The 12,491-nt window shown below is 45.9% G+C and carries 12 protein-coding genes and 1 pseudogene; 12 read left to right on the forward strand and 1 reads right to left on the reverse strand.

All coding sequences use genetic code 11. The features are described from left to right. The first annotated feature begins 265 nt into the window (after positions 1–265). Together A4U59_RS00005 and A4U59_RS00010 are read left to right on the forward strand one after the other, a co-directional pair. On the forward strand, positions 266–766 hold the full coding sequence (locus A4U59_RS00005; protein ID WP_070119277.1) for a dihydrofolate reductase: 501 nt from the start codon (positions 266–268) through the stop codon (positions 764–766). Between the two features lie 73 nt (positions 767–839). Then, a complete protein-coding gene (locus A4U59_RS00010) occupies positions 840–1,298 on the forward strand; it encodes an Hsp20/alpha crystallin family protein (RefSeq protein ID WP_070119278.1) in 459 nt (152 codons plus the stop codon). Positions 1,299–1,461: 163 nt separating this feature from the next. Here A4U59_RS00010 and A4U59_RS00015 read toward each other — a convergent pair whose 3' ends face one another. Beyond that, the gene (locus A4U59_RS00015; RefSeq protein ID WP_070119279.1) at positions 1,462–1,668 is read right to left on the reverse strand and encodes a hypothetical protein; all 207 of its coding nucleotides are present in this window, start codon (positions 1,666–1,668) and stop codon (positions 1,462–1,464) included. 275 nt (positions 1,669–1,943) lie between these two features. Between A4U59_RS00015 and A4U59_RS00020 the strand changes: the two genes are divergently transcribed. The 10 genes and pseudogenes from A4U59_RS00020 to fdhF all read left to right on the forward strand — a co-directional run bounded on the left by A4U59_RS00020 (position 1,944) and on the right by fdhF (position 12,402). Beyond that, positions 1,944–2,285, forward strand: a complete 342-nt coding sequence (locus tag A4U59_RS00020) for a cyclic-phosphate processing receiver domain-containing protein (protein WP_070119280.1) — start codon at positions 1,944–1,946, stop codon at positions 2,283–2,285. A gap of 518 nt (positions 2,286–2,803) precedes the next feature. After that, positions 2,804–3,874 carry a rhodanese-like domain-containing protein gene (locus A4U59_RS00025; RefSeq protein ID WP_070119281.1) on the forward strand — a complete coding sequence of 357 codons (1,071 nt, stop codon included), beginning with the start codon at positions 2,804–2,806 and terminating at the stop codon, positions 3,872–3,874. A gap of 27 nt (positions 3,875–3,901) precedes the next feature. Beyond that, a complete protein-coding gene (srrA, locus tag A4U59_RS00030) occupies positions 3,902–6,109 on the forward strand; it encodes a respiratory selenite reductase catalytic subunit SrrA (RefSeq protein WP_070119282.1) in 2,208 nt (735 codons plus the stop codon). Position 6,110: 1 nt separating this feature from the next. Next, complete coding sequence (gene srrB, locus A4U59_RS00035) at positions 6,111–6,650, forward strand: respiratory selenite reductase subunit SrrB (RefSeq protein ID WP_070119283.1); 540 nt, start codon at positions 6,111–6,113, stop codon at positions 6,648–6,650. A 16-nt stretch (positions 6,651–6,666) separates the two neighbouring features. Then, positions 6,667–7,779, forward strand: coding sequence for an NrfD/PsrC family molybdoenzyme membrane anchor subunit (nrfD, locus tag A4U59_RS00040; RefSeq protein ID WP_070119284.1), 1,113 nt, complete (start codon positions 6,667–6,669; stop codon positions 7,777–7,779). A 31-nt stretch (positions 7,780–7,810) separates the two neighbouring features. Next, on the forward strand, positions 7,811–8,443 hold the full coding sequence (locus A4U59_RS00045; protein WP_070119285.1) for a TorD/DmsD family molecular chaperone: 633 nt from the start codon (positions 7,811–7,813) through the stop codon (positions 8,441–8,443). Positions 8,444–8,473: 30 nt separating this feature from the next. Beyond that, complete coding sequence (locus A4U59_RS00050) at positions 8,474–9,733, forward strand: rhodanese-like domain-containing protein (RefSeq protein ID WP_070119286.1); 1,260 nt, start codon at positions 8,474–8,476, stop codon at positions 9,731–9,733. A 165-nt stretch (positions 9,734–9,898) separates the two neighbouring features. After that, positions 9,899–10,159 carry a hypothetical protein gene (locus A4U59_RS00055; RefSeq protein ID WP_070119287.1) on the forward strand — a complete coding sequence of 87 codons (261 nt, stop codon included), beginning with the start codon at positions 9,899–9,901 and terminating at the stop codon, positions 10,157–10,159. A gap of 197 nt (positions 10,160–10,356) precedes the next feature. After that, positions 10,357–10,503: pseudogene (locus A4U59_RS22455) on the forward strand (hypothetical protein); the annotation flags it as partial. 21 nt (positions 10,504–10,524) lie between these two features. Continuing rightward, positions 10,525–12,402, forward strand: a complete 1,878-nt coding sequence (fdhF, locus tag A4U59_RS22460; protein ID WP_342670168.1) for a formate dehydrogenase subunit alpha — start codon at positions 10,525–10,527, stop codon at positions 12,400–12,402. Positions 12,403–12,491: the final 89 nt, after the last annotated feature.

Consider the following 12,491-nt stretch of genomic DNA (forward strand, 5'->3'; position numbering starts at 1 on the left):
CAAGTCCTCCGGGATGACGGAAGAGACAAACACTGCAGCCAAGAACAGGCGAGGCAGGTAGCTGGAAGGTGCCTGTCCAGTTGCAACGCAGAGACCGGCACATCCTGTGTGCAAAGACGAAGACGAGTTGATTCCCTTGTACACGGATGAATGTTTGATAAAAGCTGCCAATAACTGTTTACCTGGTTTAACATTGAGGCCTGGCTCAGCTGAATGTGTATGTCAGGGCCGCCAATGAAAATAAAGATAGAGAAGGGTGTAGTTCATGATTTCATTTTTGGTTGCACTAGACCGGAACCATACAATCGGAAAAGACAACGACCTTCCATGGCATCTGCCGGAGGATTTGCGTTATTTTAAAAATGTGACAATGGATCATCCGATTGTGATGGGGCGCAAGACACATGAATCAATCGGGAAAATACTGCCTGGACGCGAAAACATTATTGTCACTCGCAACCGCGAGTATGAGTGCGGGGAGTGCACAATTGCCCATTCGGCCGGTGAAGTGCTAGAAATGGAAAGAAAAAGCGGTGACGAATATTTTGTCATAGGAGGAGCCGAGCTTTTCAATAGCTTCTTTCCGTATGCCGACCGTTTATACATAACGTATATTGAGGAATTTTTTGAAGGTGATACTTTCTTCCCTGACTACGACAAAAATGACTGGTCCCTTTTATCAGAAGAAAAAGGAATTAAAAATGAAAAAAACCCTTATGATTATTACTTTAGGGTGTATGAAAAAAAGCGAAATGAAGAGCATTGAAAATTGACGTAAAAACCGTCCGGGCGTAAACTGAAAGTGTAATAAATTCCTTGTTTGGAAAGGAGAAGGGAAAATGAGCAATCTTACACCTTTGCGCCGCAAAAGACGTGATATGGTCAATGAGATGTTGGATTCCTTTTCAGACATCATGAATGACAATTTGCTGACAGACCGCTTGTTCAATGAAAAAAAGATGGGTGCAATCCGTTTCAAGACAGACGTCCGCGACACTGGAGACATGTATATTGTCGATGCCGAACTGCCGGGCTTCAGTAAAGAAGATATTACAATTACCTATGAGGGACCCTATCTGACGATTGAAGCAGTCCGCGAATACAGCGAAGAAGAGAAAGAAGAGCATTACATCAGGAAAGAGCGGCAGCATGGAACCTTCTTGCGCCGTTTCTATCTTGAGAACATCCAGGAGGGCATGATTGACGCTGAATTCAAAAATGGAGTTTTAAAAATTGAAATTCCAAAGCTCGTTGAAACAGATGAACATGAGCCGTCTGCCCGAATTCCAATCCGCTAGCATTCGAAAGCGTCCCTTATAAAGGGGCGCTTTTTAAATAGCCTGTGTTTATGCACAATGTTGATTTGTAAGAATAAAGAACGGGAAGGATGCGAAAGCCCCTCCAAAAAAATCTAAAAAAAAGCGCCATCCAGGCGCCAGAAGTGTATATCATATCTATTTATCAATAACCGTAATCCCAATCTAAATCGTCTGCTTTCCATTCAACCATCGATACTTTGCCAAAATCGACAAGCCGGTCTTCTTCCACATGACAATTGCAGTGTTCACAGTTACATTGTTTCTTGATTTCATTGAATGCTTTCTGATCAATATTCTCGACAAAAAGAATTTCGTTGTTTTCCTGGTAAAGAATCGCAGTACCTTTCATGATTAGCACCTTCCTATATTTATTGCTTGTCTTGCCCCTTTATTTTAACCTGTTTATCATTGATTAACCATACACTTGTGATAAAGTTCACAAAATCGGCAAGTACCAAAAAATTCTGACACATTCGGTATACGAAGATAGAGTACAATCGGGCAAGGGTGAAAATAGGCGGAATTCCTGTAATAAAGAAACAATCTTTCGGTTATTTGTTGTACTCATGTAAGAGGATGTTACAATGGAAGTTAAGATATAGTTTGGGACAAAGGAGAAATTTAATGGTGAAAATGAACGTTTTCCTCGATGACGTGAGAAGTTGTCCGGACGGTTTTATGCTGGTACGGGATGCTGAAGCATGTCTTGACATGCTGAATCACCATTTGATTTCCCATCTGTCACTTGATTACGATCTTGTTGATAAGAAAAAAAACGGGTATTATTTAGTCGAACAAATGGTAAAGAACCATCTATATGCTGATCATATTATCATTCACTCAGCCAATGCATCCGGGTCCAAAAAAATGTATAATTATTTGAAAGAAGCAAGGAACCTGCATCTGATCCCTTACGATGTAAAAATCACAAAACGTCCATTGCCGATTTACAATAAAATTCAATAATAAAAAAAGCGTGCTTAAATGCACGCTTTTTTTATTAAGAAGAGCATACGTATACGGGTAAGGGTTTATGTAAAAATATGGGATTTTGTCAATGAATGGCCATATATCGATAATCTTCCCATGGATTTCCTCTCTTATAATTGAAGTGAAATACTCCTACTCCTTTAAGGATAGAGACTGGAAAGAGGAGGTGTACTGCAAGGGAATCAAATAGCACAATGTGAGTTTTTCAGGCGCATGCCAAATCAGCGCACAAATTGGTATTTGGCTGCAAAAACTCGGTTCATGGCAGGGGGGTCATCAGATTACTTAATAATCCTTGCCATGTTATGGCTCCGCATCCGATCCTGCAACCGGAGCCGGCAACAGACAGCTGACAGATTAATACATAGCTGTCAATTCGTATTTGTAAAACAATTTTATCACGGATGCTTCACACTTACAACACAAACGAGCAGGTCAATCTGTGAAGGTTTTGTGAAAATCCGTGGTGTAAATCGTGAAAGAGGTGAGTTCAATTGAACCGGACACGATCAAAAATCGTTTCGCTTTTGCTTGGTTCAGTGCTTTTATTATCTGCTGCTGCCTGCAGCACAGCCGATACAAGTGTCCAGGCTGAAAAAAGTAAAAAAGATGAGGAGCAGGCTGCCGTCATTCAAGAACCGTTTAAGGAACTCCAGCAGGCTGCTGATGAATACCTGAAAGGCACTGATTTTAAAACAATGACGGTGGCAGAGGTGTATGAGACAGCGGTTCTAAAAGGAGACCCGGATTATTTTGTCCTTGATGTCAGGAGTGCAGCTGCCTTTGCAGCAGGCAATATTCCTGGTTCCGTCAATATTCCATATGCAGTCAGTTCTAAACCGAAATATCTCAACAATTTACCGAAGGACAAGAACATCATTGTAGTATGTTTTTCAGGACACACAGCGAGCCAAACCGCCGCATCACTGAATTTGCTCGGCTTCAATGCCATACCAATGGTGAACGGCATCGGGGGATGGACATCAGATCCGAATCTGGGTGTGCCGATTCCGGATGCAGCCCTGGAACACGGAGTGACAGCTACTCCAGCAGCAGCGGGCACGTTTGAATATCCTGTCCTGGATATAGAAAAAGCGGCATCTGTAGAGGATCTCGTATATGAACAGACAGAGCGCTATCTTGCCTCTGGAAAACCGCCTGTCCTGTCTGCCGGAGAAGTAAAAGAGAAGGTGCTCGCGGTCAAAGACAGCAGCTTCTATCTGGTGGATGTACGCTCCCCTGATGATTATAAGAAGGGGCATATCCAGGGTGCAGTGAATATTCCTGCCAATGAAATCGCTGACTTGGAACAGCTGAAAAAATTGCCGGCAGATAAAAAAGTGCTTCTTATCGGATATGACGGTCATGAAGCAAGCCAGGCTGCCCGCATCCTGAATCTTCTCGGGTATGACACTTACGCAATGAAAGATGGTATGAGGGTTTGGACTTCCGACCCGGAAATCAATGGCATAGCACCGATATCTGCAGAAAAAATTGCTGAATACCCATTGGAAGAATTAAATGTCGATCTTGAACAAGATCAAGGGGCAGCAAGCTGCGGATAACCGCGGACCTGGAAGGGAGAGATCATAATGAGAAAAATGAAAAGGCGTACATTTTTGAAAGCTGCTGCCGTTACAGCTGCAGCGGGAAGCGTTCCTGCCTATTTCAAGTTTGCCGATTACCAGCAGGCTGCAGCTGAAGCGCCTGTTAAAAAGATACCGACATTCTGTCATGGATGTACAAGCTATTGCGGAATCATTGCGACGGTAAAAAATGACAGGCTATGGAAAGTGGAGGGACATCCCGTCCATTTGAAATCAAGTGGACGTATTTGTGCCCGCGGCCATGGAATGGCTTCATACCTCTATTCGAAAGACCGAGTCACCGGGCCGATGAAAAGGACCGGAGAAGGAAAGTTTGAACCGATATCCTGGGAACAAGCCTATAAAGAAATCGGTTCGAAACTGAAGGGAATCGTATCAAAATATGGGGGCAATTCCGTCGTATGGATGGAGCATGGCACCCACCGGAAGGCCTACGTTGACAGGCTGTTTGACAGTATCGGATCACCAAACTTCATTACCCAGTATTCAACATGTTTCAATTCAAAAACAAATGCCTGGCAGCAAATGACCGGGACGTCGCTGAACGGTGACCACAAACATGCAAAATATATGATTTTCCAGGGCCGCAACTTCGCAGGCGGAATCGTTCCAAACGGCATGAACCATATCACAAAAGCGAAGGAGAGCGGGGCGAAAATCGTTGTCATCGATCCGCGTTATTCAGAAATCGCCAAGTTAGCTGATGAGTGGATTCCGATCAGGCCGGGAACCGATCTTGCATTCAGGCTGGCAATGGCAAATGTGCTCATTATGGAAAACCTTTATGACAAAGTATACGTCAAAAAATATGTTGATGGATTCGATGAATTCAAGCGCCTGAACCTGGAGTATACACCAGAGTGGGCCGCTTCTATCACAGGAGTAAAAGCCGAAAAAATCAGGGAGATTGCCCGTGAATTTGCCGAAAATGCTCCTCAGGCATTTCTTGAGCCAGGCTGGCACGGCCTCCATGCCCACTATGCGAACAGCACACAGGTGGCACAAATGGGCATCATTCTCAATGCGCTTGTCGGCAACATGTATGAGCGCGGTGGTTTGATGCCGTCGGCAGGGATTGAACTGGGACATCTGAAGCTTCCTGAGCTTTACATGCCGGAAAAAGGAGATCGCATCGACGGAGCGGGTGTTGAAGGACAATACCGGTCGGTTGAGCCTTCCCGCGGCATTGCCCAGATCATTCCGAAGCTCGTCGAAGAGGGAAAAGCAAAAGCGGTTTTTGTCTGTAACTACAATCCAGTTCGTTCAGCACCTGATCCGGAACAGCAGAAAAAACTGAAAGATGCTGAACTCGTCGTATCCATTAATATTGATTGGAACGAAACCAGTTACCATACGGCACATTATATTCTTCCTGAGCATTATTATTTGGAACGGCTGGAACATCCATATACAGTATCGGGAACCATTTCACATGACAGTCCGCAAGTCGCCCTGCGCCAGCCGGTAGTGAAGCCGATCCATAAAACGAAGGATGTTCTTGAGATGCTGAAAGGCATTTCAGCAGAAATGGGTTATCAAGACCTGTATCCTTTTACAGTGGAAGATGATGTGAAAGCGGCGATCGAACCGCTCGGCATCACTTATGACCAGCTTAAAAAAGCAGGGACAATCGAATTCCCGGCTACGGTGAAACCTGGTTTTCCTGTGAAAAATGGAAAGCCTGCACTGCCGACCAAGACGGGTAAAATCCAGTTTTCCGCTGATATATTCCGTCTCGAGGGGAACCGCGGAATACCGACCTGGATCCCGCCGCTCGTCATGCCGGATGAGAAAAAGCCGGACGAGTTCAGGCTCATCCACGGCAAGCAGCCTTGGCATTCGCATGTCATGACGAACAACAATGAATATCTCATGGCGATGAGCGAGCGGTATAACGGAGCGTATATGTGGATGAACACAGCAAGGGCGAAAAAACTTGGTGTCAAAACAGGAGATACCGTACTTGTCAAATCTTCCATCGCACAGAAAACGGTCAAGGTGAAAGTGACGGAACTTCTCCACCCGGACTGCGTATGGATTCCTTCCACATATGGAGGATTTTCACCGAAAAACAAAACGGCTTATGGAGTGGGCGTGAATTTCAATGATTTCATCCCGATCATGGTTGAACCATACTCAGGATCCTCCATGTCACAGGAAGTTGTCGTCAGTGTAAGAAAGGAGGAAAAGTAACATGGCGAGATACGGATTGCTGATCGATGCTGCAAAATGCACTGGCTGCACCGCATGCACGATTGCTTGTCAGATGCACAACCAGCTTCCCCCTGAACAAACATATAACCGGCTTGAGTTTATGGAGCGCGGGACTTACCCGAATGTGAAAATGGAAATCCTGCCGGTCCAGTGCATGCATTGTGACAACCCGGCATGCGTGTCTGTCTGCCCGACGAATGCTTCGTTCAAACGGGAAGACGGCATTGTGGAAATCGATCCGGATAAATGCATCGGGTGCAAGTATTGCATGACGGCCTGCCCATACGATGCCCGGCAAATAAATGAAGACAGGATACCGGAAAAGTGCAGGTGGTGTCCTGAATACCTGGAAAAGGGCGAGCAGCCGCCTTGTTCGGCAACCTGCATGAATGAAGTGCGCCTATTCGGGGATCTGGATGACAAAGACAGCGAAATCAATAAACGGATTGCCGCGAGTGAAATTTATACGCTTGTACCTGAGAAAGGGACAAAACCACGGATCTTTTATGTGAAAAAGTAAGCGGAGGTGATGAAAGGTGAAGAAAAAGATTTGGTTGTATCTGTCAATCGCACTGATATTGGCCGGCATAGCCGGAACGGTGAACATCATCATGCACGGTGAACATGCCATGGGGACGTCGAACGGCATTCCATGGGGGATTTTAATCGCCGGTTATGAGTATTTTGTCGGGATAAGCACCGGACTTTTGCTGGTGGCTTCCCTCGGTTACGTCTTTAACCAGGAGCCGATCAAAAAAGTGGGCAAGGCAGCTGTTATGATGGCTGTGTTTACAATGTTCAGCGGGTTTGCCGTCCTTCTGGTCGAACTCGGGAACCCGCTTCATTTCTTTTACTATTTGATTTCGCCGAACATCAAGTCGCCGATCTGGTGGATGGCGCCGCTTTATGGCATTTACCTGGCCATGCTTGTCATTCTCTTGTTCCATATCATCCGCGGGAATGTGCAGCAGGTGAAGATGTTCTCAATACTGACACTCATATCAGCGGTTGTGGCGCTTGTTAACATCGGCTTTTTATTCGGTTTTCTTAACACACGGGCATACTGGAACGGCCCGCTGTCGCCGGTCTATTTTGTCGTATCGGCATTCATGTCCGGAGTCGCACTGTTTGCTGTCATCACGTATATCCAGCACAAAACGTCTGCTCTTGAGGAAGAGGTATTTTTGGCAGTAAGGAAAATCTTTATCATCAGTATCGCAGCGGTTGCATTGATTTATACCGGAAAAATCATGACGGCATTATACGGTGCCGCTTCCGGAAAATATGAGGCTGTCCATGCCCTTTTAAGCGGGCCGCTCAGTTTTAATTTTTACTTCTTTGAAGTGGTGCTTGGCATGATCGTCCCGCTAGCATTACTGTTAACAGCAAAAGGGTCAGCACCTATCAAGCTTCTGGCAGCAGGAATATCTTCACTTATCGGCATCTTTTTCATGAGGGTTGATATGGTCATTGCCGGCCAGATATCGGAGTTACACGTCATCTACAGCACCGTCAAGGAAATTGTTTATCATACGTATTCCGCAACATGGGCGGAATGGGCACTGATTGCCGGTGCGGCAGGAATTACGCTGTTCCTGTACATGTTACGCGATCAAATTGAAAAGAGCTTGAAGGGGCACGCAAGGTAAAAACAATTTTCAGGGAACGGAGGGAATAGCCATGCAACCGGCTTTGAATACCAGGCAGGAAGCATTGAAAGAACTTTACTTAATCCTTGCGGAATTTTTCAAATATCCGACAAAAGAATTCTTTGAAGATTTGCAGGGAGGTACTGTAGAGGCGGAGATGAACCAGTGGCTGGAACAGGCAGGAATTGAACATGAGCCGGTGAAGGCGAGTTTATTCCCGCTTACATTTACTGAGTTGAAACAAATGCATATCGAATTGTTTTCCGGCATCAGCACGGATCCGGTATTACCGGTCGAGTCCATCTATAAAATCTGGACAGCCGACCGTACTGCCGAAATTCCGATTGCCGGCGAGAAGGGATACTTATATGGTGATTCAGCTTTGCATATGCGCCGGCTGTTTGATAGGTATGGCCTTGAAATCCCTGATTCGTATGAGGCGGCACCCGATCATTTGACACTGCTTCTTGAATTCCTTGCTTATTTGATCGAAATCAATGCAGGAAGCGGACAAATCCTGCAATATATGGATGATCATATGGACTGGCTCCCTGATTTTCAGCGGGCCCTGCAGAATGCTGATGAAAGCGGGCCCTATGTGCGAATTGTCACAATGCTTCATAATGTGGCAGCGATCCACCGGAAACACCTTGAAGCTGTGTAAGCTTCCATGCTGAAAGGAGTGAAGAATGACATGAATAAACGCAGATTTATTCCAGGCGTTTTAGTATTTGTTATGCTGCTGATTTCCGGATGTTCCGGCATTTCCCAGGCGGCGGACAGTGCTGTAAACGTGGATTTTGATAAAAAAGAAGATTTATCGCTCTATTTTGCTGAACAAGATAAACAGCCGGAAAAAGAACCTGTTCCGCTGGACGGCAGCCTTGAATATGTTGATACCAATTATATGATCCGCCTGCTCGGCGGAGAAAGCGTCACGAGCGAGGCCCGCAAAACATATGAAGAGTTTATGCCGGAATGGGATTTTGTATTAATTGATGCCAGGCCTGCAAACGTTTTTGCTGAAGGCCATATAAACGGGGCTATCAATGTGCCGGACGCTGAATTTGACGGTAAAGCCGGATTGCTGCCTGAAAACAAAGAAACGGTGCTCATCTTTTATTGCGGCGGCCTGGATTGCCCGCTCAGCGCAAATTCAGCAAAAAAAGCGATGGACATGGGCTATAAAAACGTAAAGGTTTACCAGGAAGGCATCCCCTTCTGGAAACAGTCGGCCAATTACCTAGTCGTGACAGAAGAATATGTGAAAGCCAAAATCATGGAAACTAATATGGCACGGGAAGATAAAAAACCAGTGATCATTCTAGATGCCCGGCCTTACAGCGCTTATTTTGAAGCCCATATTCCGAATGCGGCATTTGTGGACGCAGACCAATATGGAGCCAAGTTTGCGGGTGTCCAGCCATCCGACAAAAGCACAGAAATCATCGTGTACTGCGGCGGCTTCATGTGCGGCAAAAGCCATTCGGTTGCGAGCAGCCTTGTCACCGATGGATACACAAATGTAAAAGTCTTTGCCGGCGGCATTCCGCTCTGGAAAGCGAATGGGCTGCCGACATTCGGAACAGCCGGAAAAATCGGAGACTTCAATGTTGCTGAAGGAAAAGTGGACAGAGGGCTGACTCCTGCTCAATTTGATGAAAGACTGAAAGAGGAAAACGTGACGGTGCTGGATGTACGGACAGACACGGAACGTTCCAACGGAGCGATAAAAGGATCGATTCACATCCCGGACAGCCAAATACACGCCGATCCCAAAGCGATTGCCGGCAAGCTCCCGGATGATAAAGAAGCTGTTATTCTCATTCACTGTGCTTCAGGTGTCCGTGCCGGCGGGGTTGTCGATAAAATTGCCGATCTCGGTTATCCAAACACGTTTTATTTGAATAATGCCATCAAAATCGGACCTGATGGCAGCTATACATTTAACTGAACCAAGCCCGTCCTCTCACCAGGGACGGGCTTTACTTCTGCACAACATAAGCGAAGATATTTCAGAAAAGAGGGAGTTGTAACAAAACTTCCACAAAGTATCAATAATTTCATAGGTCGGCAAAACGCCGCTGTCGAATAGTATATATAAAGGAGGTGAGGGATCATGGGCCGTCCAATGGATGAGAGGCTGCTGAAATGGAAAGATGATTTGGAACGGGAGAAAAAACTTATAGAAAATCAGCTTCGAGTCGCGCAGGTGGAAATCGATACGCTAAGAGCAAAACAGGTGGCAGATTTGGATCCTGAAGATACTTTACGGAAAGAGCAGCGGTTTTTAAACTATAAAGAGGCGAAACACGCACGCCTTTTGAACATCGATGTATTACTCGATGAGATTGATGTAAATCGTGAATTACGCTCATAAATCCGAAAAGCACTCTGCCGGAGTGTTTTTCTTTTACACTTTCTATCTATAGAAAAAGAGGTCTTTCTGCGGAGGCAGGATGTGATATAAAAAGAATTCCAGGATAAATAGTAAACTCCGGATACCGCATAATGGACCATATGATATAATAATGTAAGCGCTTAACATCTTGGGAGGGATTTTTTTTGGGAGCTGAAATGATTAAAACGATTTGCGGGTATTGCGGCACCGGCTGCGGCCTGCTGGTTGAAGTGGAAAATAACAAGATTAAGAGAATCAGAGGCGACCGTGAAGCACCGGTAAATAAAGGACAGACGTGTGTCAAAGGCGCTTTTGCCTATGAATATGTACACCATGAGGACAGGCTGACCGAGCCGCTCATGAAAAAGGATGGGAAACTGATCCCGGTCAGCTGGGAAGAAGCACTTAATGCTGTGGCAGAAAAACTTTCTTCGATAAAGAGCAGCTTTGGTCCGGATGCGATTTCATTGTTCGCACCTGCCCGGGCAACAAACGAAACAAACTATGTCGCCCAAAAATTCATGCGGACGGCTGTCGGCACTAACAACATCGACGGCTGTAATCGAACGTGACACGCACCAAGTGTTGCCGGTCTGGCAACTGTGTTTGGCAGCGGGTTCCCGACTGCTTCTGTGGAAGACTTTGAAGAAACTGATGTATTGCTGCTGATGGGCTCAAATACAACTGAAGCCCATCCGATCATTGCAAACCGTATGAAAAAGGGCGCTAAAAAAGGTGTCAAGATCATAGTGGTCGATCCCCGTAAAATCGATATGGTGAAAGCGGCAGATTCCCATCTGCAGCTTAAGGTCGGCACTGATATTGCACTTATTAACGCTATGATCCATGTCATTTTGAAAGAGGAGCTGTATGATGCCGGCTTCATCTCAAGGACATCGATTGGCCTTGAAAAGCTGGCTGAACAGGTTGAAACATATACACCTGCTTTTGCAGCGGGCATAACCGGCCTTCCGGAAGAGCAAATCATTGAAACAGCGCGCTCATTTGCAACTGCAGAAAATGGAATGATTGCTTACACACTCGGAATAACCGAGCATCATTGCGGGGTGAACAATGTCTTATCCATCTCCAATCTGGCCCTGTTGACGGGTCATATCGGCAAAAAAGGAAACGGCATCATGCCTCTTCGCGGACAAAACAATGTCCAGGGCGCCGGTGATATGGGCGGGCTGCCTAATTTCCTTACAGGCGCACAACCGGTTTCAGACCCGGATGTACGCCGGCGTTTTGAGGAAGAGTGGAACGTGAAAATCCCTGAATTTGTCGGGAGAAACCAGACGCAAATGATAGAAAAAATGGAAAACGGCGAAATGAAAGCTTTATATATTGTCGGTGAAAATCCGATTATGGCCGATGTCAATATGAATCATACCAAACAGGCATTTGAAAATCTCGATTTTCTAGTTGTACAGGATATCTTTCTCACCGAGACGGCAAGAATGGCAGATGTTGTCCTGCCGGCCAGGTCATGGGGTGAAGTGGAAGGGACTTATACGAACACGGACAGGAGAATCCAGCGAGTAAGAAAAGCGGTGGATGCACCTGGCAGCGCGATGGATGATTGGAGAATCCTCATGCTTGTTTCCGAAAAGATGGGTTATCCGATGAATTATGAAAATCCTGCTGAAATCTGGGAAGAAGTGAGGCGTGTCGCACCTCACCTTTACGGCGGCATGCCTTACGAGCGGCTTGATAAGGAAAACGGACTTCAATACCCTTGCCCTCATGTAGACCACCCTGGAACAGCAATTATTCATGAACGGTTCCATCAGGAAGAATTCGAAGGACGCAAAGCGCCGTTTACGGCTCTTGACTTCACGCCGCCGCTTGAGCAGCCGGATGAAGAATATCCGTTTACGCTTACAACAGGCCGGCGTTATGAATCGTACAACACTCATACACAAACGAAGCATTATGCCAGCGGTGTGAAAATCAAGCAAACAGAAGAAACGGCTGATATCCATCCGGAAGATGCGGAAAACCTGGGGCTTCAGGATGGCGATATGGTAACAGTACGTTCACGGAGAGGGAAGGTGGACGTTAAGGTGAAGGTTACACAACAAGTGTCACCAGGCCTTATATTCATGAGTTTCCATTTTGCTGAAACACCAACCAACCAGCTGACGTTAAATGAGTATGACCCTATCTCAGGCACTGCGGAGTATAAAGCTTGTGCGGTGAGTGTAACAAAAATGAATTGAGCATCCCATCCGGGGTGCTTTTTTCTCTGTTAAGGAAATTACAAAACTTTTGCGTTGCGGATAAAAAGCGAGAAGGGAGTCGTCCAGCT

Source organism: Bacillus marinisedimentorum, from assembly GCF_001644195.2.
Lineage (GTDB): Bacteria > Bacillota > Bacilli > Bacillales > Bacillaceae_O > Bacillus_BL > Bacillus_BL marinisedimentorum.